A 25,450-nucleotide genomic window follows, 5' to 3' on the forward strand; every position below is an offset into this window, starting at 1 on the left:
TGCCGGGTTTCGGTTCGGTAGTGGGTTCGGCTCCGGGGTGAGGTCCGGCTTCTGGGCTGGGGCCGGGTTGTGGGGTGTGTTGGGGGGTGGGGTCGGTGCCGTGGTTGGGGTGGCGGCCGGACCCGGGGTGGGTCAGGGGCGTGCTCACGGGTGTGCGTCTCCTGGTGAGGCGGGGGCCGTGCGGACGGCGGTGAGGCGGAGTTCGGAGCAGTGCGCCCCGCCGGAGCCGTGGAGCCACAGGTCGCCGGGGCCGGGCAGCATCTCCGACACGCCGAGGTCGGCGCCCTGCTCGCTGAGGTGGGCGACCAGTTCGGTGAGGAAGAGACCTTCGGTGTCGAGGAGGACGGGCTTGCGCTCGCCGGGGATCTTGACGAAGGCCCAGCGGGGCAGGCCGTGACGGCGGACGACCTGGCGCAGCGCGACCAGCAGCGCGAACGAGGCGTCGTCGCCGCCGCGCGCCGGCTCGGGGACCAGTTCTTCGCGGGCGATCAGCCACCGCTCCCGCTGGAGCACCGTACGGCCGACGGTGACGCGCGGAGTGTGCCGGAGCCCGGCGCGCCCGAACGTCACCGGGCGCACCCGGGGTGGGGCCAGCGCGTTGTGCGCGGGCGAGTCCAACTCGCCGTTGTAGAGCAGGAACCCGTCCTGTCCCGGGGCCGACAGCGTCAGCCGCCCGTCCCGCACCACCACGTCCACCTCGCCGACCGGGATGGTCCGCCCGTCGGCGCGGCTGCTCGGCTGGGACGCCTCCACGGTCGCGCCCGGGAACTCGAACGGGACGATCTTCGCGCGCTTCGAGGTCAGCATGTTGGCGAGGGGACGGCCGGTGTCGAGCCGGGACAGCAGGCCGCCGATCGCGTCCTGGGTCGCGCCGGGGTCGTCCATGAACTGCAGGGCCCAGCCCCACAGCAGCACCGTGTCGTGCGACTCGGCCAGCACGAGCGTGAAGTCCCCGGCCCGCACGGCGTCCAGGTCCCTGGCCACGATCATGATGTCAGGCGAGCAGATCAGGGCCCGTCCGGCCAGCGCCTCCGGATCGACGACGACGTCCCGCGCGTCCAGCTCGACGCGTTCCCCCGTGTCCACGCGCTCGTCGATGACCGCGCGCCGGCCTCCCGGCGCGCGCGCGGAACGAAGGTCCGGGTCCTCTGATTCCGGCGCCCCGTCGGCGGGGCTCGGAGGGGTCAGCGCCGTGGGCCAGGAGTGGGCCAGGTAGGCGGGGAGGGGGAGCCGGTCGCCCTCCGCGAGGTTCAGGCCGGTCAGCGCGGTCGCGGTGAGGCGGGCGTGCACGCGCACGGCCTCGGCGGCCAGGACGTCCAGGACGGGGGCCAGCTCGTCGGTCAGCAGGCGCAGCACGTCCTCGCCGAGGTGCAGCGGCGTCACCGCGCCCAGGCACTCCTCGGTGATCACCAGCCGGTCGGCGTACAGCTGTCCGCCCGCGCGGCGCGTGTCCTGGCCGGTCAGCTCGCCGATCTCCTGCTCCAGGACCTGCAGCAGCTCACGGCGCCGGTCGAAGCCGGAGGCCGCGAACTCCTCCTGGAGCTCGCGCAGCCGGTCGAGACGGGACAGCCACACCCTGCGGGCGGGGCAGTCGTCGGGGAGCTCGGCGACGCGGTCGCGCAGCGCCTCCAGGGCGCGCGGCTCGGTCACCGGCAGGTCCACGCCGAAGGCGACGACGCGTCCCCTGGCGAGCCGGTCCAGTTCCGTGACCACCTCGGCGACCGGGATCCCGGTCTCGCGCGCCAGGTCGGTCGCGCTGCGCTTGCCGTCCACGAGCGGCGCCAGCGCGGCGGCTCGGCCCTTCAGGGCGATCGTGCGGGTGCGGACGAGCGTCACCGACGTGCCGTCCGGGGCGAGCCGGGCCAGCGTGGACAGGCGCGGCCGCAGGTGCGGCCGTACCTCCGGGTCCTCCGCGACCTTGTCGGCCAGCCCCCGCACAACCCAGTACGCGACGTACGCATGCCGCCGCACCACCATCCCGGCCCCGCCACCTCGGCCTTCCTCACCCTCAGAGGCGCGCGCGCCGGGTTCTGTGGTGAAGGTGCCGTAGTTGATGGGGCCGAAGAAGCTGGTGGTCTCGTTCTTGGCGGCGACGCGTTGGAGGTAGCCGGCGAGCTGGCGTTCCAGGGAGCGGGTGCGGCTGGTGCGTGGTGTGGTGGTGTCCGAGGTCACGTAGCCGCGGAGGCCGCGGTCGTACATCTGGGGGCTGGACAGCCAGACGGCCTCCTGGAAGCGCTCGTCGGAGACGAGGTCGCGCAGGGCGGCGCGGCGGGCCGGCAGTTCGGCGTCGAACGTGGCGCGGGCCTCGCGTTCCGCCTCGGCGAGCCGGTCGAGCGCGCGGGCGTAGTCGTCCAGCAGGGTCCTGGTCGTGGACGGCAGCCCGGCCGTCTCCGCGGGGTCGGGGAGGGGACGGTGGCGCGACAGGGTCTTCCAGAGCTTGCGGCGCAGCTTTCCGTCGGTGACGTCCTCGGAGTCGCGCAGGTGGGCCACGGCGGCGTCGGCGGCCGTGGCGAGCGCCTCGCGGGCGTCGAGCAGCGCGTCGATCCCGGCGGACGTCAGCGGGAAGGAGATCCGCTCCAGCAGCGCGAACGGGAACCCGGTGCTGCGCAGGATGAACTCGGGATGCAGCTCCCACCCCGCCCCGGCCGACTCGCGCGGGCCCGGCCGGACGGGGCTCGGCGTGGTGGCGATGGGGCGAGTGTCGGGAGGGGCGGGGTGGGTGGGGGTCATCGGGTGGGCTCTGCGCCGGGGGTGAAGGCGGTGGACCATTCGTTCTGGTCGCCGGCGATGAGGGCGGCGACGGCGAGGCCGGTGAGCGCGCCGGTGAGGATGCCCTGGCCGCCGTGGCCCGTGGCGGCGATCACGCGGTCGTCGCCGGGCAGGAAGCCGAGCAGCGGACGGCCTCCGGGGGCGGCGGCGCGCAGGCCGCTCCACACGTCCCGCAGCGTGCCGCCGCCGAGGCGGGGCAGCGTCCTGCTGAGGAACGCGGTCAGCACCATGAGCCCTTCGGGGGTGACGGTCTCGGTGAAGCCGGTCTTCTCCTCGGTGGCGCCGACGACCACGGTGCCGGACCGGCTGGGCGCCGCGTACAGCGACCCGGAGACGACGTGCCGCAGGGTGACGGGCGCGTCCACGCGCAGCATCTGGCCGCGCAGCGGGCGGATCGGCAACGTGGGCAGTCCGGGGATGGCCCCGGACCAGGCGCCCGCCGCGAGGACGACCCGGTCGGCCTGGACGGTCCCGTCGTGGGTGGTCAGCTCGACCCCGTCGGCGGTGCGCTCCACGCCGAGGACGGGGGAGGCGAGCCGGATCCTGGCCCCCGCGGCGGTCGCGGCCTGCTGCAGGAGGCTGACGTACCCGTCGGCGTCCATGACGAGGCCGGACGGGTCGAAGTAGGCGCCGTGCAGCTTGTCGGGGGACAGCAGCGGCTCGAGCTCGGGGAGTCCGGCGGCGTCGTACCAGGTGCCGAGGTAGCCGGGGTGCGCGGTGGCGGCGCCCTCCAGCTCCTCGCGCTGCTGCGGCGTGCGGACGAGCCGGATGACGCCCGCCTCGGTGCGCAGCCGCCCCGGGTCGCCGCCGGTGATCTCGTCCAGGTCGGTGAAGAGCTGCTTGCGGCCCGCCTCGGCGAAGGACAGCATCAGCGGGTCGGCGAGCAGCCGCACGGACGGCACCCCCACGCCGGCCGCCGCGCGGGACCCGCGCCCGCCGAGCCCGTGGGCGTCGAGCGCGATGACGGAGGCGCCCTGCGCGGCCAGGCGGCGGGCGGCGGACGCGCCGACGACTCCCGCGCCGATGACGGCGACGTCGTATCGGGTCTGTGCCATTGGTGTTCCTTCCGGTCCTGCGCCTCAGAGGCGGGTGATGTAGGTCATCCGTAGCTCGGTGCTGTAGGAGCCCCGGTCGTCGGCCAGCCACCAGCCGGACGGGCCCGGCAGCAGCTCGCTCAGCCGCAGCGGCCCGCCGGCCGGGCGCACCATGTGCGCGAGGTGTTCGAGGCTCAGCGGCTCGGCCAGGTCGGCGTAGAAGGGCTTGCGCTCGCCGGGCACGCGCGCGAAGACGCGGGACGGCAGCCCGTGCGCCGCGCGCAGCCGGTCGGCGGCGAGCAGCGCCTCGGACGGCCCGCGGGCGTCGAGCAGGGGCGTCAGGGCCTCGCGGGGCAGCTCCCAGCCGCGGCGCCAGACCACCGCGCCGCCGAGCCGCACGCGCGGGGCGCCGCCGGGCAGGCGCAGCGGCGGCAGCACGACGGGCGGCGGGCCGAACAGCCAGCTCGACGCGGCCCTCGGGTCGCGGGGGCGCAGGAACGGCTCGCCCGCCTCGGGGTGGCGCAGCCGCAGCCGTCCCCCGGCGGAGACGACGGACAGGTCGGCGGCGCGCAGCCGGTCCTCGCCCGGCTTGGCGGACCTGCCGAGCACCTCGACGTCGAGGCCGGGCAGGTCGCGTTCGAACGCCTTGCCCTGGGTGCGGCGGTGTACGAGGGCGGCGGGCGGGCGCCCGTCCAGCTCCAGCAGCGCGGCCAGCTCGGCGGCGTAGCCGTCACGGCCGGGCGTCAGGGCGGTCAGGTGCGTCCAGACCTGGACGCCGTGGTGGATCTCGCCCACGATCACGTCCAGGTCGCCGTGACGCAGGGCGTCCTCGGACGGCGCGGCGAGGAACACGTCGGGGGAGACGGCGAGCCCGGGGGGCAGCGGGCGCAGCAGCGGCGCGACGTCGGCCACGTCCAGGTCGGCGGCGCCGTCGCGGTCGCGGTCGCGCACGATGCCCGCGAGCCGGTCCAGGAAGGCCGCCACGGCAGGGTCGGCGGTCAGCTCGTCCACCTGGACGCGCCGGTCCAGCTCGGCGATGAAGGCCAGGAAACCGGCCCGCGCGCCGCCGCCGGTGAGCTCGGCGTGCAGGGCGAGGGCCCGGGCGTGGACGGCCTCGGCGAGGGTGAGCGCGTAGCTCGCCGACAGCCGCAGCACCGGGTCGAGCCGCTCGGACAGCAGGGAGAGCAGCGGCCCGCCGACGGCGGCGTCCACGACGTCGCCCCGGCAGTCCTCGGTGACGATGAGCCGGTCCGCGTAGATCGTGCCGGCCGCGCGCCGGGCCTCGGCCCCGCTCAGCTCGGTGAAGCACCGCTCGGCCTCCCGCAGCGCGTCGGCCTTGCCGTCCGGCCCGGCCTCGGCGAACGCCCGCACGGCCCGCTGGAACGCGCCGATCCCGGCGAGCGCGGCGGGCGGCTCCTCGGCGGGGTCGAACAGGCCGGTCAGCGCGCCGTCCAGCCAGGCGAGGGGGTCGTCCACGGTGGTCGGGATCTGCGGGTCGCGGCGGATCACGCCCCGGGCGAGCAGGCGCGCGGCGGCGGCCGACTCCTCAGGGGCCGCCTTCTCCTCGAACTCGGCCAGGGTCAGGCCGCGGTCGCAGGCCAGGAGCACGGCGCGGGACGCCTCGTCCAGGCGTGCCCTGCGGCCGTCGGGCAGGGTCAGCGCGCGCCCGTCCGCGGCGGCGGCGAAGCCGGGGGCGAGCCTGAGGGGCAGCCGCGCCTGGATGCCGGGGTCGGCGGCCAGCCGCGCGCCGAGCGCCTCGGCGGCCCAGTGCGCGGCGCGCGGCCACCGCCGCAGCAGCGCGCCCGGCTCCCGTTCCAGCCGCAGCGGCTCGGGGGACGCCGGGTCGACACGCACCGCGTCCACGGGGCCGAAGAAGCTGACCGACTCGTTCTTGGCGCAGAACCGTTGCAGGTAGGCGTAGAGCAGGCCCTCGTCGCGGCGGGCCTTGGCGTTGCGGGACGCGGCGGGGACGCCGGGCGCGCCGTGCAGCACCCGCTCGTAGGCGCCGGGGTTCGACAGCAGCACGGCCTCGCGGAACGGCGCGCTGGTGGCCGCCTCCCACAGCGCGCCACGAGCGCCGTCGAGGGCACGGCCCGCGGCCGCGTCCAGTTCGGCGGCGCGGGCGTCCAGCTCGGCGACGGCGGCGCGCAGGTGGGCGGCCCACGCGGCCGTGCCGGGGCCGAGCGCCTCGACGTCGGCCAGGGCCCGCGCGGGCGGCGCCTCGGCGCGCTCGGCCGCCTTGCGCACCCGGTACAGCGCCTTGAACGCGGGGGCGGGCGCGCCCGCGGCCTCCTGCTCGCGCACCGCGGCGGGGAACACCTCGGCGGTGAACTCCGCGCACGCCGCTGCCAGGGCCTCCCCGGCGGCCCGGTGCGCCGCCAGCGCCTCCGCCACCTCGGCCCGGGTGAGCCGGCCGAGCCACTCGAACGGGAACCCGGTGCGCCGCAGCAACGCCAGCGGCGCCGGACGCCACCGGCCCGGATCCGCCGTCACGCCGTGGCCTCGCGGAGGCCGCGAGGCCAGGGGGAGGCGGCCGCGTCGGCGGGTATGCGCATGGGCGTTCCTTCCCGAAGGCGGCACAGGATCGACGCCCACGGTAATTACGGCGGCCCGCCGCTCCATCTTCCAGATTGCGCAGTCGCAGGGACCTCTTCCGGCGGCGGGCGCGTCCCGGGCGGGATGACGGAGCGCGCGTACCGCTGAGGCCCTGATCAGCGGGTTTCCGCACGCCGATCGGACGGCCGGAACGCGGGGACGCGGCCCGCAGGGACCGGGCCGCGGCGGGGGAAGGTCAGCACGTCCGAAGAAGACAACGCGATCGTGGCTACTGGAGGATCGGGGGCGAAAGCAGGGCCGTGACCCTGTGACCATCGGCGCGTGTCCGGCGTGCCCCGCCGGGGGCGCGCACGGGGGTCAGGGCGGCACGGCGGAGACGAGGGAAAGCGCGGTGACACGGTTCCGCGTGTCATCGGGCGCCTTTCGAGAGGAGACCCTGGATGGCCGACGAAGAGATCACCGAGACCGGCGCTGCGGAGGAGACCGATCTCGACGGCGACGAGCTCGGCGACCTCGACGACATGGAATTCCTGCTCGAAGAGATCGAGAACCGCATCGCCCCCCTCGCCTGACCCGGGCGAGCGGAGACGGTCACCTCTGATTCACCGACATCCGACCTTCTCGACGTGAGTGACGCGTCCATGTGATCCGCGGCATCCGAGCCGGGGCCACGCGTGCCGCCGGTACGGGTTCTCGAAACATCGGCGGCATGGCCTCGGGCCCGCGGGGACCGGTCGAGAAGGCTTCATTCATCAAACCGACGGGATCGATGGGAGCTCAGGTACGAATGGCCGTGAACACACTGGTGGAGCTACCGCGGGACGCGGTGGTCGTCCTCGCCGATGACCCGTCGTCTCCGCCGGCCGGCCCGGCGCCCGTCGTCGTGGACGCCGGCGCCCGGCTTCCCGTCGCCTTCTCGTCCCTGCGGGCCGTGATCGCCGCGCTCGACGGCCTCGCCCCCGACGCGGTGGTAGAGGTCGCGCGGCGCCGCAGGCCCGAGTGGAACTGGCTGTTCCCCGGCACCTTCCCGGACGCGCCGCTGCTGGCCGACCTCGCCGGCACGCCGTCGGAGCGCCGCCTGCACGCCGAGTCCGAGCAGGTCTTCCGGGTGCTCGACACCGCCGCGGAGGCGATCGCCGCCGGTCTCGTGGCCAGTGGCCGTCCCCTGCTGCTGCGCGGCACCGCCCACGCCGACATCGTCAGCCTGCGCGCGCTGCCACGGCTCGTGGAGCGGCTCACGCTCAGCGAGCCGCCCGCCGGGGTGCGCGTGGAACTGGCCGACGTCACCCCGGCCGAGCCCGGGCCCGCCACCCTCGCCGCCGACATCCGGCGCCGCACGCTGGCCTCCGTCCTCGACCGGCTCGGCCTGACCGCGCCCGCCACCCCCGGCGGGTACGTCCCGGACACCGTGCCGGGCCCGGCCGCGCGGGACGTGGCCGAGCACCGCCAGCTCACCGAGGCGTTCGAGGCCCCCGACGTCGAGCCGGAGCGCGCCGTCGCCGCCGCCCTGCTCGCCATACGCTCCTGCTTCTTCAGCGCCAACTACGAGGGCGCGGTGCTCGCCGCCGAGCTGCTGCTCGACCGGCTCGACGCCGCGCCCGCCCTGGACGTGGCGGAGGTCGCCGAGCACTTCGCGGCCCTGGACCCCGGCGACGGCACCCCCGCGATCGGCATCTACGCCGAGGTCGCCGAGTCGCCCGCGCACCTGCGCGCCCTCGCGATCCGGTGCGTCGGCGTCGTGCGCGCCCTCGTGCAGGACCTCGAAGGGGCCCGCGAGGAGTTCACCCGCGCGCTCGCCGAGGCGCCCGACCCGGTCAGCGAGGCCCGCATCCTGCTGCTGCGCGCGCTGCTCGCCGTCAAGAGATCCGGCACCCTGCCGGAGGGCATCGCCGACATCGAGCACGGCCTGACCCGGCTCGCCGAGGTCAAGACCCCGGTCTCGGCCGTCGAGCAGGCGTGGCTGCGCAACGTGCGCGCGCTGGCCCACGTCCGGGCCAAGGAGGCCGGGCCCGCCATGCGCGAGGAGAAGCTCGCCGTCGGGCTCATCTCCAAGCTGCACTCGGCCGACGCCACCCACCTCAAGATCAACCTGATCTCCAACATCAGCGTGCTGCAGGAGATGGGCAAGAAGTACGAGCTGGCCTCCGCGACGTGGGACCACTTCGCGAAGATCAGCTCCGAGTGGGGCGACAGCTTCTTCAAGCACCACCACTACCGCGCGGCCGGGCTCAGCTACCTGGCCGGGGACGCCGAGCAGGCCCTGGCCGGGTTCGGCGCGGTGTACGACCTGGCGAGCAAGCTGGACGACCACTTCCACCAGCAGATCGTCGCCACCGAGGTCGGCGGCCTGCTGCTGGACCTCGGCGAGCCCGCCCGCGCGGGCGAGTGGTACGCCCGCGCCGAGTCCGCCGCGTCCGTCATGCAGGACCCGTACTACCTGGCGCTCGCCGCGACCGGGCGCGCCATCGCGGCGGGCGACGCGCCGGGCCCGGTCGTCAGGGAGCTGGCCTCCCGCAGCCTGGCCTTCCGCCCCGAGGCTGCCAAGCTGATCGCCGCCCTCGACGCGGCGGCGGGCGGCGACCCGTCCGCACTGGCCGCCGCGCTGCCCCGGCCCACCACCAAGCTGAACCGTCCGTTCCGGCTCATCGCGCTCGACCTGGCACCGTCGGCATGACCGCCTTCCGGATGCTGGACTCCTTCGTGCTGCGGCGCGCGGGGTTCGCCCTGAGCCTGATCGACGGTCTCGGCTGCCCCCGCACCGCCGCCGCGCTGCGCGAGGCCCACCTGTGGGGCGAGCGCGCCGAGGAGGCCCGCGCCCGCCTGCTACGGCAGGTCGTCCCCGAGGAGGTCGCGCGGCTGCGCGCCTCCGGGGACCCCGGCGAGCCGGGAAGCAGGGCGGCGTTGCGCGCGCTGTCCCGGCTGCGCAGCAGGCTCGGCCGCCGCACGCGGGCCGGCCTGCCGCCGGGAGACTGGTCGCCCGCCCTGACCGGCGGGCACCGGGCCTGGACCGAGGCGCTGGAGGCCGCCGACCGGGAGGTCGCCCGCGCGGGCGGCCTCCTGGCCGAGGAGGAACCCGAGGCGGCGGCGCGGCTGCTCGCCCTCACCGGGCGCGCCGACGTCCGCGAGGCGATCTTCCTGCTCTCCCCGGACTTCCTGGAGACCCTCGTGCGCCGGGACCTGGGCACGGAGTCCCAGGCCGGCCGCACGGCGCGCGACCGCGCCCTGGAGCGCCGCGTCTACGCCTTCGCGCAGCGGCTCGCCGCCAAGAACGAGACCACCAGCTTCTTCGGCCCCATCTGCTTCGGCCGCGTCGACCCGGAGGCGGAGACGGCCGGCCGTTCGCCCGAGACGCCGTCGGGCGTGGTGCACCGGGCGGCGTTCTTCGCCTTCTGGGCCGCGGCGGCGTGGGGCAGGGCGGCGGCCCAGATCCCGGCCGTCCGCCGTGCGCTGCCGCCGCGACGGCTGCCGGTCGCGGTGGTCGAGGACACCCGGGCCACCATCCCCGGCCGCCCGCCCGTCGAACTGGACGCCACCGCGGTCGCGCTGCTGCGCGCCGCCGACGGCACCCGCACCCCCGGCGAGCTGTCCGCCGCGCTCGGCCTCACGCCGGAGGAGACCGCGCGCAGGATCACCGCCCTCGAACGGGCGCTGCTGCTCCGCCGCGACCTGGAGCCGAGCTCCACCACCGTCCACCCCCTGCGCGACGTGGTCGCCCGCCTGCCCGACGTGCCCGAGGCGCGGCGCTTCGTCACCGCCGCCGCCGACATGGAGGCGCTGCTGGAGCGCTTCGCCGAGGAGACGGCCGTCCCCCGGCGCACCAAGATCCTCGCCGCGGCCGAGGAGCTGTTCGAGTCCGTCACCGGCGTGCCCGCCCGGCGCAACCAGGGCCGCACGTACGCCGACCGCTTCATCCTGTTCGAGGACTGCCGCGCCGACGACGAGCCCCTGATCTGGCCCGCCGCGACCGCCCGGCGCGTCGAGAACGCCCTGGACCCGGTGCTCAGGCTCGGCCTCACCGGCGGGCACGCCCAGCGCGACGGCCTGCGCGCCATCGCCGCCGAGGTGCTGGCCGGCGCGGGCGGCTCGCTGCCGTTCCTGGAGTTCGCCGACGCCCTCGCCGCGCGCCTCGCCGAAGGCGTCTTCGAGCCCGTGCTGGACACGTGGGGACGGTGGCGCACCGCGCTGCTCGACCGCTTCCTCGCCGCCTCCGACGGCCGCCGCGCCCACCTGGACCCGCACCAGGTCGAGGACCTCATCGACGCGCCCGAGGGATCCTTCTTCGTCAGCCCGGACGTCATGGTGCAGAAGGACGACGACGCGCCGCTCGTCCTCGGCGAGATCCACCCCTACGTCTTCGCCTGGGGCCTGCAGGGCGTGTTCGCGCCCGACCCCGACCGGCTCGCCCGCGACATCGCTCCCGTCCTGGACGTCTGGGGCGGCACCGGGCGCGCCGCCACCGTCCTGCACCGCCGCCAGCACAAGGGTCTGGTCGGCGAGGCCTACCCCGGCCGCTTCATCGAGGTCGCCGGGCGCGCGGGCGCCGGCCCCGAACGGCGGCTCGCCGTCGGCGACCTGCGGGCCGTGCTCCGGGACGGCGAACCCGAGCTGGTCGGCCCGAGCGGGCCGATCTCGCTGTACGTCGGCGAGGACGACCACCCCCACCTGCGCGTCTTCGCCCCCGTGCCGGTGGACTTCCCCCGGCTGCGCGCCGGCGCCCACACCCCGCGCCTCCTGCTCGGCGACCTGGTCGTCCAGCGCGAGCGCTGGGACCTGCCCGCGGGCGGGCTCGCGGACATCGTGGCCGCCGAGGGACGGCTGGACCTGTTCCGCGCCGTCACCGCCACCCGCGAACGGCTCGGCTGGCCGCGGCACGTCTTCGCCCTCAGCCCCTCGGAGACCAAACCGGTGTACCTCGACCTCGACGTCCCCCAGGCCCAGGAGCAACTCCGCGTGCTCGCCGCCGCGGGACCCCTCGCGGTCTCCGAGATGCTCCCGGGTCCCGGCGAGCTCTGGCTGACCCGCTCGGCGGGCCCCCACACCAGCGAGTTCCGCGTAGCGCTGGTCGGCCACATCCAGGCCACACCATGACCCGCGACTCCCGAGACGCCGGGCCGGACGTGGTCGTGATCGTGCCGCCGCTCGGCGACGTCACCCTGAGCGCCGAGTGGACGGCGGGACCGCACCGGCTCCTCGACCCGGGCCGCCGGTTCATCGCCCGCGTCCTCGCCACGGCCCCCGCCCTCGCGGCGTCCGAAGGCGCGCACGACGGCTCCGGCCGCTCCGCCCCGGGCGCTCAGCATGATGCGGACGCCGGCGGCGCTTCCGGCGCCGATGGCGATGGGGAGCGTGTCGTGCGGCTGCGGGCGGGGGTCGCCGTGCTCGCCGATCCGGCCGGGCCGATGGCGCGGCTGCGCGCCGCGGGGCTGCTGGTGCCCGCCGTCACCGAGACCCACCCCGGCTCGGCCGTCGACCTGGTGCTCGACGACCTGGAGCTGCGGGACGGCACCACGGAGGACTCGGCGGCGGCGTCGCGCGCCTCCGCGGGCCCGGCGCCGTACGACCCCGAGCTGGAAGAGGCGCTCGCCGCGGTGAGCCCGGGGGACGAGGTGTGGCTGGTCCTGGAACGCGACCAGCAACTGCCCGCCGCCCTCGCGCTCGCCGCCCGCCTGCCCGGCCCGGTCCGCGTCACCGGCCGCTACGCGCACCGGCACTGGCCCGTCCTCGCCCGCCTGTCCCCCCTGCACGCCGCGAGCCTCGCCACCCCGCCCTCCCCACTCCGCTGGCGCGTCACCGGCCTCCCCGGCGCCGCACCCCGAGGGGAGACAGACGCCGCACCCCAGGGGGAGACGGAGGTCTACTGGCGGGAGCGGGCGGCGGACCCCGTGCCGCCAGGGCCGTGGGCCGGCCGCGTGAGCCTGCGGCAGGCGGTGGAGGCGCCCGGTGAGCTGGTCGCCGCCGGATGCGTGACCGCCGTACTCGGGCTGTGCGCCGCCGACCACGAGTTCGCCGGCCGCGGCGGCTCGGCGTGGCCCGCGGAGAAGGCGCGCGCCGCCTTCGACGTCCTGCGCGCCTCCGGCGTCACCGTGCTCGCGGAGCTGTGGCTCGGCGCCCCCGGCGTCCCCGCGGCACGCACCCGCGCCGCCGTCGAGACCCTCACCGCGCCCGGCGGCCCGGTCGACCGTCTCGTCGGCCTGCGCCCGTTCGACTGGCCCACCCACTGGGACGACCCCCGCTGGGGCGAGACCCACGTGCGCTGGGGGCGGACGGGCGCGGAGCGCGACCTCGCGCGGCACCGCGAGTTCCTCGCCGAAGGAACCCTGAGCCGTGCGGAGGTCCAGGAGCTGGTGTCCGAGATCGGCCCCGGCCTCGCGCGCGCCGGCACGCTGATCCCCGCCCGCGTCGCCGCCGCCTACCTGGCCCCCGGCTCCCTGAACGACGGGACGGACGGGACCGACGGCACGGACGGTGAGAACGGGGTGGCGCTGGCGGCGGACACCGTGGTGGTGGCCGGCCCCGCCGCGTCCGGGCAGTGGTACGCGGTGGACCTGCGCGCGGGCCGGATCGTCCGGCTCGACCCGCGCGTGGCGAGCCGCCTGCGCGTCGGACGCCGCGTCGTGCCCGAGGCCGAGGCGCTGCCCGGCGTCGCGCCCGCCGTGCGCGCCCGCGTGCTGGACGCCCTCGTGGGCGGCGGCCTGCTGATCCGGCGATGACGAGCGACGACATGGCCACGACCGACGACGACACGGCCGGCGTTGATGGGGTGTTGGGCTTGGAGGAGGCAGAACAGGTGAATCGACCCGGCGGCACGTCACCGTGGACGCTCGCCCCCGTCTTCGTGCTGCGGCACGCGGGGCTGCCCTTCGACTGGGTGGAGTCGCTCGGCGCCGCCCCGGCGGTCCTCGCCGCGTGCGAGGAGGTGCTGGACGTCGAGGACGAGCTCGGCAACGCGCTCGGCGACGCCGCGCCGGCCGTGGTCGCCACCCTGGCCGCCGGAGGCGCCCCCTCGGTGCCGCGCGGCGCCCGCGAGATCGTCGCCCGCTGGCGGGCCGCCTACGACCGCATGGCCGCCGCGCACGCCGGCGACCTGCCGGGGCTGCGCCGCAGGCTGCGCGACCACGCGGCCACGCCGACGTTCAGGGACGCGGTGTTCACCAGCAACCCCGGCATGTACGAAGGAATGGTGGCCCGCTACCTGGAGCTGGACGAGGCGCCCGACACCGCCAAGCACCGCCGCGTGGAACGCCAGCTCTACACCTACCTGCAGCGCTTCTGCGGCAAGAACGAGACGGCCAGCGCGTACGGGCCGATGGGGTACGGGCAGGTCACCGACGGGGACGGCTTCGCCGTCGAGAAGGTGGCGAGCCCGGCGAGGCGCGCCTTCCTCGCGTACTGGGCGGTCACCGAGCTGGCCCGCGCCGCGGCCCGCGACAGGACGCTGGCCCCGCACGTGCCGATCCGCCTCAGCCTGCTCGCCCGCCGCTCCGGCGACGCCATCGAGGTGGACGGGCTGGAGGAGCCCCTGCGGCCGGGCGCCGAGGCGCTGCGGCTGGTCGCCCTCCTGGAGGAGAACCCCGCCGGGTTCGCGGGGCTGGCCAAGGCGGCGGGCGTCCCCGCGCGTGCCGCCGTCGAGGCGCTGCGGCCGCTGCTGGCGGCGGGCGCGCTGGTCAGGGGCCTGGACGTGCCGGGCGAGCGGGTGGACCCGCTGCCCGGCCTTAGGGCGTCGCTGTCCGCGCTCCCCGCCTCCGAGGCACGCGACGGCTGGGTGCGGCGGCTGGACGGCCTGGCGTCCCTGTGCGACCGGTTCGGCACGGCGGCGGGCGACGTGGACGCCCGGCGCGCCGTGCTCGCCGAGCTGGAGTCCGCCTTCACCGAGCTCACGGGCGTGCCGGCCCGGCGCGGCGCGGGCGCGGTGTACGCCGACAGGCTCGTGCTGTTCGAGGAGGCCGCGTCCCCGTTCCGGCTCGTCGTCGGCCGTGACGCCGCCGCCCGGCTGGAGGCCGCGCTCGCCCCCGCGCTCGAGCTGTCCGCCGCCTTCGGCGACCAGGTCCAGGGCGGGCACCGCGACGAGATGGCGAAGATCGTCCGCGAGGCGGGCGGCGCGCTGGGGTTCGCCGCGTACGCGGCCCGCGCGCGGCCGGAGAACCAGGAGGGCAGCCGCTTCTCACCCGTCCGGCCCGTGACCGTCCCGGCGGGGGACGGCGAGCCCGTGCGGCTGAGCCCGGACGCGCTCGGCCCGTCCGGCGGGGAGGCGAGGTACGCGCTGCCGGACGTGTGCCTGGCCATGGCCTCGCCCGAGGAGGGGGCGGACGGGACCTGGCGGGTGCTGCTCGCCCGGGTCCACCACCACCTGCTGCTCACCGGCTGGCTGACCACCTTCCACCCCGACCCCGCGGCGTTCGACCGCGCCGCCGCCGACTGGCTGGACGGCGACGGGCGCGACGTGGTCGCCCTGGCCACCAGCCGGCGCAACAAGGGGTTCTACCGGTTCCCGGGCCCCCGGCTGGTCTTCAACGCCGCCGACCCCGACGCGCGCGACGACAACGTGGCCGCGGCGGACTGCACGGTCGAGCTGAGGGACGGGCGGCCCGTGCTCGTGGACGCCGCCGGACGCGTCCGGGAGCTGTACCCGATGCTCAACGACCTCACCACCTACCCCCCGTTCGCGGCGCTGTCCTCGCCGTCGGTGCTGCACGCGCCCGTGCGCGGGACGTACGGGCATCTCGGGAGGGTGACGATCGGCGATGCCTGCTACCAGCGGGAACGCTGGACCCTGCCCGCGGGCGAGCTGCCCGCGGGCGGGCGCGGCCCTTCGGCGCTGCTTGCCCTGCGCAGGCTCGCGCGCCGGCACGGCCTTCCCCGGTTCGTGTTCGCCCGCGTCGAGGCCGAGCGCAAGCCGGTCCTCGTCGACACGGCCTCGCCCTTCGCCGCCGAGTTGCTCGGCCACCTGCGCGGCGACGGGGCCGGGGCCGAGGGGCGGGACGTGCTGATCGAGGAGATGTACCCCGGCCCCGGCGAGCTGTGGCTCCGCGACGAGGCCGGCCGCTACACCTGCGAACTCCGCATGCAACTCACCCGCCCCGCCACCTCCCCGGCCTCACCCTCTCCCACCTACGCGGAGGCCCGATGAGAGGAGCGCTGGACGGCTCCCCGGCGGGTATGGCGACGGCCGCGTACCCCGGGCGGCCGTTGCCTCAGGTACGGGTGGACGGGGCGCTCTCCTTCGGGGACGGGCGGCTGCGGTGGGACCTGCTCCCGTGGGCGCTGCTCCGCACACCGGGCTTCCCCGTCACCGGGCTCGCCGGCCTGGCCGCGCCCGAGCTGCTCACGGCCACCGACGAGGCGGCGAGCCTCCGCGAGGCCTTGGACGCGCCGCGTCGCGAACTTCTCACCACTTCCGCCGTTCCACCCCGGGAGGTCAGGCGGGCCGTCGTGGCGGGGCGGCGGCTCGGGGACAGGGAGGTCGCCGGATGGTCCGGGGCGCCCGCCGGTGCCGTGGCTCGGTGGAACGGCCTCGTGGACGCCGTCGCCGTCGCCGACGGACGGGTGGCGGACCTGTACGCGGCGGCGCGGCGTCGCGCCGACCTGGGCCTGGCCGGGCTGTTCCGCGACCCGCGGCTTCAGCAGGCGGTCTTCCTGTCCAGCCAGACCTTCTTCACGCACGGCCTTCCCCGGGTGCTCGCGCTCGCCTCCTCCGGCGGCGCGGCGGACAAGCGGGAACGTAGGGCGGTCGGCACGGCGGCCAGGTATCTGCGGCGGCTGTCGGTGCGGTGCGAGCAGACGTCCTTCTTCGGGCCCACGCACTTCGTCCACCTGGACCCCGAAGTGGCGGAGCCGCTGGCCCTGGGCGTGCCGGGGGCGGAGCAGGTGTACGCGGAGCCGGGGATCTGGCTGCTGGAGCTGCTCGCCAGGACGGGGCACGCGGAGACGCCGATGGAACGGCGCAGGCCGCGCAGGCACCCGCTGTTCAGGCTCGGTGAGGGACGGCTGGTCAGCGCCTCGGACGGGCGGTTCAAGCGGGTGGGGGAGCGGGCGCTGCGGCTGTGGGTGGTCCTGGACGGGGAGCGGACGCTCGCCGAGGCGTGCCGTGCCGCCGGGATCGCCGTCGAGGACGCGCCCGCGCTGCTCGGCGAGCTCGGGCCCGTCGTCATCCACGCCACGCCGCTGCCCAGCCACGAGATGTATCCCTTGGCGACGCTGCTCGCGGCAGAGGACGACCCGCACGGCCCGGCGCACCGGGTGGCGCGGGCGGCCGCCGCGTTCGCCGCGCGCCCCTGGCCTGAGCGCCGGGCCGCGTTCCACGAGGCCGAGGCGGTCGCCGAGGAGCTCGGCGCCGAGGCCAGGCGCGGCGAGGGACGCCACTACGTGGACCGCTACGTCCTGCACGAGGAGCGCGCCCACCCGCTGAGCGGCCGCACGGTGCTCGGCGGCCCCGCCGTCGCCGGGATGGCCCGCGCCCTGGAGGCGGTGCTGCCGCTCTCCTACCTCGCCGCGCTGGTGGCCCGCGAGGACGCCCGCGAGGCCCTGCGCGCGGCCACCGGAGGCCGCCGTACGCCCCTGGCCCGCGCGGGCACCCTCCACATCCCGCCCGTGACCCATCGCTCCGACGCCCTGCGCGCCCACCTCGCCTCCCTCGTCGCCGCCCGCGCCGGTCAGGCCGTGGGCGTGCCGGGGACGGAGGTCGAGGTCGTTCACCTGACGCGGGAGGACATCGCGGGGCTGGTGGCCGCGCATGTGCCCGTCCCGGTTTCCGGGGAGCATCTGGCGGCGGTCGCGGGGCCGGATCTGATGGCGGCCGGGCCGCTCGGGGAGGCGACCTGGGTGCTCGGGGAGCTGCACGACGACGGCGCGTACAACGCGGGCGGGGTCACGCGGCTGCACCCGGACGGGGAGACGCTGAGGGCGGACTTCGAGCGGCGGCTGGTCGAGGTGTTCGACCCGGCGGAGATGGCCGCCGTGGTGTCGCGGCGGCGCAACAAGTTCCTGCTGCCGGAGATGCCGGGCACCGGCGTCGAGGTGGCGGGCTTCTCGGTGAAGCCGCGCGCGAGGACCGTCCCCATCGCCGAGGTGGACATCGACGCCGACGGCGCCGCGGTCGTCGTCGAGGGCCGCAGGCTGCGGCTGTACAGCGGGGAGCTGCCGTCCCAGGTGCACCGGGCGCTGGCCGTCCCCGCGCTGAACCCGGTCACGGTCGAGACCGGCACCCGCACCCCGAGGATCGTGGTGGACGGGGTGGTGGTGCAACGCGCCCGATGGCGGCTGCGGACCCCCGGCGGCCTGCGGGACCTGCCCGCCTGGGAGGCCGCGCAACGGCTGCGGCGCGAGGCGGGGCTGCCGCGCCGGGTGTTCGTGCGCCACCCGGACGAGCCCAAGCCGCTGTTCGTGGACTTCGCCGACGTCCACGCGGTCGCGGACCTGATGCGGCCGCCCGCCGCCGAGGTGATCGTCACCGAGATGCTGCCCGACTATCCGGACCTGTGGTGGAGACCCGACGGCGACCCCGTCTGCGCGGAGCTGCGCACCAGTTGCCTGGTGTGGTGGGAGCGCGAGGCCGCCACCCGACCAGGAGGAGACCCATGAGCACCGACGCCGAGATCGGACACAGCGCCCACGAGGCCCCCGTCACCGGCATGGCACGCTACCTGCGGCTCGCCGCGACCCCGGGCGCCGTGCCCATGACCCTGGCCGCGCTGGTGGGACGGCTGCCGAGCGGCATGGCGGGCCTGCTGCTCGTCACCGGCTTCGTCCAGAGCAACGGCTCCTACGCCCAGGCGGGCGTCGCCGCCGCCTGCTACGCGGTGGGCGTGGGCGTGTCGGGCCCGCTGCGGGGCCGCGCGGTGGACCGGCGGGGCGCCAGGGGCGTGCTGCTGGTCGCCGGGGCCGGCCAGGCGCTCGCGTTCCTGGCGCTGCTGGCCGCCCTGGCCGCCGAGACGCCGGCGGTGGTGCCGCTGGCGCTGTCGTTCGTGGTCGGCGCGCTGCTGCCGCCGATCGGCCCGGTCATGCGGACGATGTGGAGCCGCTCGCTGACCGACCAGGGCCTGCGGTCGGCGGCCTTCGCCCTGGAGTCCGTCATCGTGGACGCGGTGTTCATCGTCGGCCCGTCGGTCGTGGCCCTGCTGCTCGCGGTGTCGAACTCCAGCGTCGCCATCGGCGTGACCGCCGTGTTCACCGCCGCCGGGTGCCTCGCGCTGGCCGGGGCTCCGGCGATCGGGGCGCTGCGGCCGGTGGAGGGCGCGGCGCGCGACTGGCGCGGCCCGCTGCGCGTGGCCGGGGTGCGCTGGATGCTGCCGGTCGGTCTGCTGGCCACGGGAAGCATCACCGGCGTCGAGGTCGCGCTGCTGGCCACCGCGGACGCCCAGGGGCACGCCGACCTCGGCGGCCTGCTGATCGCCGCGTTCTCGGTGGGCAGCGTGTTCGGCGGGTTCGCCTACGGCGCGGTGAAGCTGCGCGGCACCAGTGCGGCGCACCTCGGGGTCTTCCTCGCCGTGCTCGCCGCCGGGTACGCCGTGGCGGTCGCCGTGACGAACCTGTGGCTGCTGGCCGTGGTGTTCGCGGTGGCGGGCGTCGCGCTCGCGCCGATGATGACGGCGCAGTACACGGCGATGGAGGAGGTCGCGCCCGAGGACGCGATGACCGAGTCGTTCGCGTGGCTGAACGCCCTCGGGCAGGGCGGCGGCGCGCTGGCGGCCACGGCGGCCGGGGCGCTGGCCGCGGACGGGCGTCCGGGCGGCGGGTTCCTGGTGGCCGCCGCGATGTCGGTCGCCGCGGCCCTGCTGACCCTCGCACTCCGCCGTCCGCGGGCGGTTTCCGCATGAAACCCCGCATAAGCCGCATCCTTCGGCGAGTGCCCACGGCGCGCGGGATGGATGGGTAGCTTGGCTTCGTCCGCACGCCGGCCACCGGGCCGCGCGGCAGAGTGAACGTGGGGGTGGGCATGACGGTCACCGTGCCGTCGCCGGAGGCGGTGCCGTTCGACGCGACCTGTCCTCTCATGGGGGTGGAGGAGGAGTACTTCGTCGTCGATCCGGCGACGCGCGCGGCCATGCCGCGCGGGGCGGAGGTGGTCCGGCGCGCCGGGCGCCGGCTGCACGACCGGGTCAGCCTGGAGTTCACCATGTTCCAGATGGAGGCCAAGACGCCGCCGTGCGCCGGGCTGCCCGAGCTGGAGCGCGAACTGCGGCGCATGCGCGCGGAGGTCGCCGCGGCGGCCCGCGAGGAAGGGCTGGCCCCGGTGGCGACCGGCACCGCCGTGCTCGGCGACTACGTGCCGCCGCTCATCCACGAGGACCCCCGGTACGCGATCGGCATCGCCAACTACCGTTCCCTGCACGACGAGGCCGCCATCTGCGCCGGGCACGTCCACGTCCACCTGCCCGACCGCGAGCGGGCCGTGCTGGTGAGCAACCACCTGCGGCCGTGGCTGCCCGTGCTCATCGCCCTGATGGCCAACTCGCCGTTCTGGCAGGGGCACGACACCGGCTACGCCTCCTACCGCACCCTCACCTGGGGCAAGTGGCCGGTCGCCGGCCCGCCGCCGTACTTCTCCTCGCTGGCCGAGTACGAGGAGGTGGTGGCCGCGCTCGGCGAGTCCGGCGCGCTGGTGGACCCCGGCACGATCTTCTGGGACATCCGGCCCTCCGCCCACCTGCCCACGCTGGAGGTCAGGGTCACCGACGTCGCCGGCACGGCGGGGGAGTCGGCGCTACTGGCCGCGATCGTGCGCGCGCTGGTCGTGGTCTCCCTGGAGCGGGTCGAGCGCGGCGACCACGGCCCGCGCCTGTCGGGCGAGCGGCTGCGGGTGGCGTACTGGCGCGCCTGCCGCGACGGCCTGGACGGGCACGGCATCGACCCGCTCACCGGGCGGCTGTGCCCGGCGGCCGAGCTGGTCGGCACGCTGCTCGCGCACATCAGGCCGTCCCTGGCCCGCACCGGCGACCTCGCCGTGGTCACCCGGCGGCTGGAGCGCCTGCTGGCCGAGGGCGGCGGCGCGGCCCGCCAGCGCGCCGCCTTCGCCGCGCGCGGACGGGCCGCCGACGTGGTGGACCACCTGGTGGCGTCGTACATCGGCCCCGCGGATCGGGACGAGCCGCAAGAGCACGCCTGACGGGCCACGGGCCGCCTCGGCCGGGCCCGCTCAGCGGGCGAGGCGGGCCGCTCAGGGGGCGAGGTGCTCGCTCAGGAAGCGGCGCAGCGGCTCGACGTGCCGGACGGGGTCGCGCCACTGCGCCTGGAGGTCCTCCAGCAGGTGCCGCTCGGCGACCTGCGCGCCGCGCCGCCACACCCGGACCACCGGATGGAGGAACGCGCTCTCGTCGGCGCGGTCGGGCGTCGGGTGCCGCTGGATGGCGAACACGTCGCCGTGGTCGCGGCGGCCCCACCGCAGCGTGACCGTGACCAGCAGGTCCTCGCCCGCGAACCGCTCGGCCGCGTAGTCCTCCGGCAGGTCCTCGTAGCGATGGAACCCCCCGGTCGCCGGGTCGCGCACGTAGGCGTCGGCCAGGTACTCGAACTGCGTCCACAGCGCCGAGCTGTGGTTGACCCGCTCCAGCACGGTGAAGGTCAGCTCGCCGGCGTCCGCCGGCACGGGGTGCCGGGGGAGCGGGGTGTCCTCGTAGCGCTCGGCGAGCAGCGCGGCCAGCGTGCGCAGGTTGTAGCGGAAGCCGTCGATGAACGCCGAGGACGCCCGCTTGAAGTCGCGGGCCTGCATCAGCGTGCCCGCGAAGTACAGGCCGTCCACGTTCGGCGACTGGAAGTCGGGGCCGATCGCGGGCATGCGCCCGCCCCGGAGGGTCTCGGGCGCGCAGGAGGCGCCGAAGATGCCCGCGTCCATGGTGAAGCCGGTGCAGCGCACCACCGCGTCGTACTCCAGCAGCGCCTGCTCACCCTCGGCCAGGGTGTAGGTGATGGCGGCCTTGTAGTGGCCGCCCTCGCGCCAGAGGCGGTCGACGGTGCATTCGAGCACGCCGTGCAGGGTCTTGAACCAGTAGCTGTCCAGCAGTGCCCCGTACTGGCCGCGCACGTGCCCGGGGTGCTTGCTCGTCCAGGCGAGCCGCGTCGGGCTGGGGCTGGCCATGTGGATGATCGCGGCGTGCGGCAGCATGGCGTGGGCGGTCTCGAACGCCGAGTTGCCCTTGCCGATGATCAGCACCCGCTTGCCGGTGAAGTCCTCGCCGGACACGCTGACGTCCTCATAGCCGTCGGCCAGCTCGATGCCCGGGATATCGGGGATGTACGGCCCGCCCCAGCCGGTGGCGACGATGAGGCACTCGGCGTGGAACACCTCGCCGCCCGCGTGCACGGTGAAGCGTCCATCGGACTTCTCCACGCGCTCGACGGCGGTGCCGTACCGGACGTTCAGCGCGTGCTCACGCTGGAAGTCGGCCAGGTAGCGCACCAGGTCGTCGGCGGAGGGGAAGTACTCGCGCGAGTACCGGGGGAACTGCAGGGCGGGGGAGTCGTTGAGCAGCGAGTTCCAGTCCCACCGCAGCAGGATCTCCGGATCCTTCTCGACGGTGTTCACCTTGTTGAGCGAGATCAGCCGGCGGTGGCGGGGGAACCTGCGGAAGAAGCCGCCCGGCGCGTCCTCGCGTTCCAGCGTGACGTAGTCGAGGCCGGCGCGGCCGAGGAAGTAGCTGAGCTGCAGTCCGGCGGGGCCGGCTCCGATGATCAGGTAGCGGTGCGTGTGCGCGCGTGCCGCCGGGGCGGTCGGGGGCATGGACGGTCCTCCTGCGAGGGGTGACGCCGCGCTCGCGGCATGGGCAGGCCCCGCCTCGCGTGGGGGAGACGGGGTGGTCGTCGCGTGCCGGAGCGCCGGGCGAACGCACGCGTCACGGGCTCCGCGCCCCGGCGTTCACGCCCGTCATGCTCACGCGGAGGCGGCCGCGCAGCGGCAGCTCATCGCGGCGCGTTCGGCGGTGTTCGGCCTGCGGTGCAGCCACATGGCCACCACCATCGGCGCGAACACGACCGCATTGTAGAACAGGTGCAGTTCCACGCGCGGGACCACGAGCTGCAGGACGCTCGTCGGCACGGGCTTGCCGAGCAGGTAGAGGCCGGTCAGCTTCTGGCCGAGCAGCAGCAGGTGCTCGAAGTGGTGCCAGACCTGGATGCCGAGCGAGACGTACCACCAGGTGCGCGCCCTGCCGGTGAAGCCCTTGCGCAGGAGGATGAGCCCGATGAGCATGAGCAGCGCGTAGCCGTAGTGCATCCACTCGGAGGTCACGAGCCAGGGGAACGGCCCGCCGAGCACGCCGCGGGCCTCGGGCAGCGGCCAGCCGAGGGCGTAGATCTGGATCGCCTGGGCGACGTGCTCGGCCCAGTGGGCGAGCACGATGAACAGGAAGACGTTGAGGCCGAGCCGGTGGTGGTCGGTGTTCATCGAGCCGATCAGGCCCGCGCGCGAGGGTAACGCGCCGGAGTGTGTCGCCATCGCCTGTGCTCCAGTCTTTCGTCGGACGCGGCGGCCGCGCGCGGGGCGGTGGCGCGCCGGAGGTCAGTGCTCGGGGGATCGGGCCAGCAGGGACAGGTACCCGTCCGCGGCGACGTGCCCGGCCCGTGCCGCGTACATGGCGGGGTCGTCGGGCGCGGACGTCGCCAGCCCGTCGACGTAGCGGTTCACCATGCAGAACGCGGCCGCGAGCAGCACGGTGTCGTGGATCTCCAGGTCCGTGGCGCCCGCGGCGCGCGCCGCGGCCACGTGGGCCTCGGTCACGTGCTCGCCGCCCCGCTGGACCGCCGTGGCGATGCCGAGCAGGGCGCGCAGCCGGTCCGGCACGGGGGCGGCGCCCGGGTCGTCGCGGACGCGTTCCACCAGGTGCATGCCTTCGGGGAGCTGGGCGGCGGCGTTGGCGGCGTGGGAGCGGTAGCAGAAGTCGCAGTCGTTGAGCGCCGAGACGTGGGCGGCGATGAGCTCGCGTTCGCCGTGGGTCAGGGGGCCCTCCCCGCGGAGCATCACCTCGGCCAGCTCGATGAGCGGGCGTGCGGTCTCCGGACGGTACCGGAAGAGGCCGCGGACCCCGGGCTCGTCGTTACCGAGGGCGATGTGGGGCATGGGGCTCCTTGTCGCACGAGAACGGCGCCGTGCGGCCCGGCGAGGACCATCCGACGAATGTTCATGCTCGTCATGGTTTTGGCCGGTGTCAATGGTCCGATTTACCGCGTGTTATGTACGTCCAAGTCCGTAATTACGGTCACCCCTATTGGCACGTGGCCGGTAGGTAAGTCTGTCCTAACTCCCTTTTGTCTGTCCTGATCCACTCGCGTAGCGTCGCCGTCGCGCCCTCCGAAAGATCCGCACCGCTCATGAGGAGACCGTAATGTCTGAGAATCCCGACATCAGCGCCGCCCGTGCGAGTTACGAGTCGATCACGAAGGGGGACCTGGACTACATCCGCGACAACCTGCTCGCCGACGACGTGGTCTTCCACGTCCCCGGGCACGGCGCGCTGGCCGGCGAGTACCGGGGCAAGGCGGACGTGATCGGCTACCTGTCCCGGCTCGTCGACGTCACCGGCAACACCATGCGCTACGAGCCGGAGGCCTTCCTGTCCGGCGACGGGCACATCGCGGTGTTCCTGCGCATCCGCGGCGACCGCGCCGGCAAGGAGCTCGACGAGCGCGGCGTCCACGTGTTCCGGATCGCCGGCGGGAGGATCGCCGAGCGCTGGAGCTTCCCGCAGGACTCCTACGCCGTGGACCAGTTCTTCTCCTAGACCGCGGCCCGGCTCCGGGGGAGCCCGCCCGGCCTGTGCCGCGACCGCCGCGCGGGCCGGGGACCGCCCGGGCTCCGTCAGGACGCCCGGGGCAGCTGCTCGCCGTTCACCGCCACGTAGCCGCCGGTCATCCTGGCCCGCGCCGCGTAGACGGCCGGGTCCTCCGGCGCGAACGTCGCCAGGCCGTCGACGTAGCGGTTGTACATGCAGAACGCCGCCGCGATGAGCACGGTGTCGTGGATCTCCAGGTCCGTGGCGCCGGCCTCGCGGGCGGCGTCCACCAGCTCGCCGGTCACCTGCCTGCCGTCCTGCTGCACGGTGCCGGCGATGCGCAGCAACGCCCTCAGCTTGGCCGTGACCGGTGCCGAGTCGAGGTCCTCGCACACCTGCTCCACCAGCGTCATGCCCTCGGGGGCGCGCACCGCGGCGAAGGCCGCGTGGGTGTAGAAGCAGAACCGGCACTGGTTCCTCGCGGACACGTACGCCGCGATCAGCTCCCGGTCGCCGCGGCTCAGCGTGCTCTCCCCGCACAGCAGCACCTCGGACAGCAGGATGAGGGGATGCGCCGTCTCCGGGCGGTACTGGAAAAGCGCCCGTATTCCGGGTTCGTTGGTGCCGAGCGCGATATGCGGGCCCGAATCCCGGCGGTCACCGAGAGAAACCGAAGGAGGACGCTGGGGCCATTTCAGATGCGATGAAATTTCCTCGGGCGCGCTCGCGTCCGCCACGTCGCCGGCGGGCCGGGGCGCCGGGTGGGTCACCGAGGTCGTCATGATGTCCGAAGCCCTTTCTCGCGTCATCTCGCCGTTTCGGCGCAGTTGCCACTGTGCGTCGCCCGGCGGCGCGGAAACAGGGCCGCGCGCGTTCATGAAGCTGTGGGCGCGCGTCCGGTTCCTGACGGCCGCGCGGGTTGACAGGAATGGTTTGCGCGCGTCGCGCGACTCGGCAAGCGAGAAGTTGTCCCCGGCCGCCGCGCGGGGCGACGCTGGACGTCGGACGAGTGATCGGGGGTGCGCGGTGGCGCCGGAATCGTACCTGACCGTGGTTCGCGGCGACCCGAGTCCCGAGGAGCTCGCCGCGCTCATCGTGGCGCTCGCCGCCCGCGCCGCCTCCGCAGAGAACGCCGAGGATCCCCAGGTCTCCGCAGATGCCGCGGAGCCCGCCCGGCGCCGCTGGCGGGACGCCGCCCGGCGCGCCCCCGCCCCCGGCGGAGACGCCGGCGCCTGGCGCGTGAGCGGCTGGGCCTGACGGGGAAATGCGGGAAATTCCCGGGTCGGCATGGTACCGCAATACGGGAGATGTAACTCACGGATCGCGCATATGACCATGAAATGGTCGCTGATGTGAGTAACCGTCATCGGCTGACGGTGAAACGTGAGGAGC

At 75.5% G+C, this 25,450-nt stretch carries 17 protein-coding genes; 10 read left to right on the forward strand and 7 right to left on the reverse strand.

What is annotated here, in order from left to right:
* Positions 1-144: 144 nt before the first annotated feature.
* From BJ981_RS29250 to BJ981_RS29260, 3 genes are read right to left on the reverse strand one after another with little or no spacing between them, the layout of a single operon-like run.
* Positions 145-2,730, reverse strand: a complete 2,586-nt coding sequence (locus BJ981_RS29250) for a lantibiotic dehydratase (RefSeq protein ID WP_184616652.1) — start codon at positions 2,728-2,730, stop codon at positions 145-147.
* Positions 2,727-3,824 carry an NAD(P)/FAD-dependent oxidoreductase gene (locus tag BJ981_RS29255; protein WP_184616653.1) on the reverse strand — a complete coding sequence of 366 codons (1,098 nt, stop codon included), beginning with the start codon at positions 3,822-3,824 and terminating at the stop codon, positions 2,727-2,729. Before BJ981_RS29255 ends, BJ981_RS29250 begins: the two co-directional genes overlap by 4 nt.
* Before the next feature lie 24 nt (positions 3,825-3,848).
* Entirely contained in the window at positions 3,849-6,296 is a 2,448-nt protein-coding gene (locus BJ981_RS29260; RefSeq protein ID WP_184616654.1) for a lantibiotic dehydratase family protein, read from the reverse strand.
* Between the two features lie 503 nt (positions 6,297-6,799).
* On the opposite strand from BJ981_RS29260, the gene BJ981_RS29265 reads away from it, so the two are divergent.
* The 8 genes from BJ981_RS29265 (at position 6,800) to BJ981_RS29300 (ending at position 20,460) form a co-directional block, all read left to right on the forward strand.
* Positions 6,800-6,931, forward strand: a complete 132-nt coding sequence (locus tag BJ981_RS29265; protein WP_184616655.1) for an ammosamide/lymphostin RiPP family protein — start codon at positions 6,800-6,802, stop codon at positions 6,929-6,931.
* 215 nt (positions 6,932-7,146) lie between these two features.
* Entirely contained in the window at positions 7,147-9,033 is a 1,887-nt protein-coding gene (locus tag BJ981_RS29270; RefSeq protein ID WP_184616656.1) for a hypothetical protein, read from the forward strand.
* Positions 9,030-11,447 carry a lantibiotic dehydratase gene (locus tag BJ981_RS29275; RefSeq protein ID WP_184616657.1) on the forward strand — a complete coding sequence of 806 codons (2,418 nt, stop codon included), beginning with the start codon at positions 9,030-9,032 and terminating at the stop codon, positions 11,445-11,447. Before BJ981_RS29270 ends, BJ981_RS29275 begins: the two co-directional genes overlap by 4 nt.
* On the forward strand, positions 11,444-13,069 hold the full coding sequence (locus BJ981_RS29280) for a hypothetical protein (RefSeq protein ID WP_184616658.1): 1,626 nt from the start codon (positions 11,444-11,446) through the stop codon (positions 13,067-13,069). The genes BJ981_RS29275 and BJ981_RS29280 overlap by 4 nt, the downstream gene beginning before the upstream one ends.
* Positions 13,070-13,146: 77 nt before the next feature.
* Positions 13,147-15,486, forward strand: coding sequence for a lantibiotic dehydratase (locus BJ981_RS29285; RefSeq protein WP_184616659.1), 2,340 nt, complete (start codon positions 13,147-13,149; stop codon positions 15,484-15,486).
* Positions 15,483-17,936: a lantibiotic dehydratase gene (locus BJ981_RS29290; protein ID WP_184616660.1), complete on the forward strand. Its 2,454-nt coding sequence runs from the start codon at positions 15,483-15,485 to the stop codon at positions 17,934-17,936. Before BJ981_RS29285 ends, BJ981_RS29290 begins: the two co-directional genes overlap by 4 nt.
* On the forward strand, positions 17,933-19,171 hold the full coding sequence (locus tag BJ981_RS29295) for an MFS transporter (RefSeq protein ID WP_184616661.1): 1,239 nt from the start codon (positions 17,933-17,935) through the stop codon (positions 19,169-19,171). Before BJ981_RS29290 ends, BJ981_RS29295 begins: the two co-directional genes overlap by 4 nt.
* A 119-nt stretch (positions 19,172-19,290) precedes the next feature.
* The gene (locus BJ981_RS29300) at positions 19,291-20,460 is read left to right on the forward strand and encodes a carboxylate-amine ligase (RefSeq protein ID WP_184616662.1); all 1,170 of its coding nucleotides are present in this window, start codon (positions 19,291-19,293) and stop codon (positions 20,458-20,460) included.
* 51 nt (positions 20,461-20,511) lie between these two features.
* Here the strand turns inward: BJ981_RS29300 and BJ981_RS29305 are convergent, their stop codons facing one another.
* The 3 genes from BJ981_RS29305 to BJ981_RS29315 form a co-directional block, all read right to left on the reverse strand.
* On the reverse strand, positions 20,512-22,071 hold the full coding sequence (locus tag BJ981_RS29305; protein WP_184616663.1) for an NAD(P)-binding domain-containing protein: 1,560 nt from the start codon (positions 22,069-22,071) through the stop codon (positions 20,512-20,514).
* Positions 22,072-22,221: 150 nt separating this feature from the next.
* Positions 22,222-22,785, reverse strand: coding sequence for a hypothetical protein (locus tag BJ981_RS29310; RefSeq protein ID WP_184616664.1), 564 nt, complete (start codon positions 22,783-22,785; stop codon positions 22,222-22,224).
* Between the two features lie 63 nt (positions 22,786-22,848).
* Positions 22,849-23,406 (reverse strand): carboxymuconolactone decarboxylase family protein, encoded by a 558-nt coding sequence (locus tag BJ981_RS29315; RefSeq protein ID WP_184616665.1) that lies wholly within the window; start codon positions 23,404-23,406, stop codon positions 22,849-22,851.
* Positions 23,407-23,671: 265 nt separating this feature from the next.
* On the opposite strand from BJ981_RS29315, the gene BJ981_RS29320 reads away from it, so the two are divergent.
* Positions 23,672-24,067 carry a nuclear transport factor 2 family protein gene (locus BJ981_RS29320; RefSeq protein WP_184616666.1) on the forward strand — a complete coding sequence of 132 codons (396 nt, stop codon included), beginning with the start codon at positions 23,672-23,674 and terminating at the stop codon, positions 24,065-24,067.
* A gap of 77 nt (positions 24,068-24,144) precedes the next feature.
* Here the strand turns inward: BJ981_RS29320 and BJ981_RS29325 are convergent, their stop codons facing one another.
* Positions 24,145-24,840: a carboxymuconolactone decarboxylase family protein gene (locus BJ981_RS29325; RefSeq protein WP_239139571.1), complete on the reverse strand. Its 696-nt coding sequence runs from the start codon at positions 24,838-24,840 to the stop codon at positions 24,145-24,147.
* Between the two features lie 244 nt (positions 24,841-25,084).
* Here BJ981_RS29325 and BJ981_RS38720 point away from each other — a divergent pair, with 244 nt between their 5' ends.
* Complete coding sequence (locus BJ981_RS38720) at positions 25,085-25,315, forward strand: acyl-CoA carboxylase epsilon subunit (RefSeq protein ID WP_239139572.1); 231 nt, start codon at positions 25,085-25,087, stop codon at positions 25,313-25,315.
* Positions 25,316-25,450 lie beyond the last annotated feature (135 nt).

Source organism: Sphaerisporangium krabiense, from assembly GCF_014200435.1.
Classification (GTDB): Bacteria; Actinomycetota; Actinomycetes; order Streptosporangiales; family Streptosporangiaceae; genus Sphaerisporangium; species Sphaerisporangium krabiense.

Bases quoted from the DNA above. Each gene is read 5' to 3' on its own strand.
- BJ981_RS29315 (WP_184616665.1), bottom strand. From the start codon at position 23,406: ATGCCCCACATCGCCCTCGGTAACGACGAGCCCGGGGTCCGCGGCCTC.
- BJ981_RS29305 (WP_184616663.1), bottom strand. From the start codon at position 22,071: ATGCCCCCGACCGCCCCGGCGGCACGCGCGCACACGCACCGCTACCTG.
- BJ981_RS29270 (WP_184616656.1), top strand. From the start codon at position 7,147: ATGGCCGTGAACACACTGGTGGAGCTACCGCGGGACGCGGTGGTCGTC.
- BJ981_RS29300 (WP_184616662.1), top strand. From the start codon at position 19,291: ATGACGGTCACCGTGCCGTCGCCGGAGGCGGTGCCGTTCGACGCGACC.
- BJ981_RS29280 (WP_184616658.1), top strand. From the start codon at position 11,444: ATGACCCGCGACTCCCGAGACGCCGGGCCGGACGTGGTCGTGATCGTG.
- BJ981_RS29325 (WP_239139571.1), bottom strand. From the start codon at position 24,840: ATGACGACCTCGGTGACCCACCCGGCGCCCCGGCCCGCCGGCGACGTG.
- BJ981_RS29275 (WP_184616657.1), top strand. From the start codon at position 9,030: ATGACCGCCTTCCGGATGCTGGACTCCTTCGTGCTGCGGCGCGCGGGG.
- BJ981_RS29255 (WP_184616653.1), bottom strand. From the start codon at position 3,824: ATGGCACAGACCCGATACGACGTCGCCGTCATCGGCGCGGGAGTCGTC.
- BJ981_RS29310 (WP_184616664.1), bottom strand. From the start codon at position 22,785: ATGGCGACACACTCCGGCGCGTTACCCTCGCGCGCGGGCCTGATCGGC.
- BJ981_RS29250 (WP_184616652.1), bottom strand. From the start codon at position 2,730: ATGACCCCCACCCACCCCGCCCCTCCCGACACTCGCCCCATCGCCACC.
- BJ981_RS29320 (WP_184616666.1), top strand. From the start codon at position 23,672: ATGTCTGAGAATCCCGACATCAGCGCCGCCCGTGCGAGTTACGAGTCG.
- BJ981_RS29265 (WP_184616655.1), top strand. From the start codon at position 6,800: ATGGCCGACGAAGAGATCACCGAGACCGGCGCTGCGGAGGAGACCGAT.
- BJ981_RS29290 (WP_184616660.1), top strand. From the start codon at position 15,483: ATGAGAGGAGCGCTGGACGGCTCCCCGGCGGGTATGGCGACGGCCGCG.
- BJ981_RS29295 (WP_184616661.1), top strand. From the start codon at position 17,933: ATGAGCACCGACGCCGAGATCGGACACAGCGCCCACGAGGCCCCCGTC.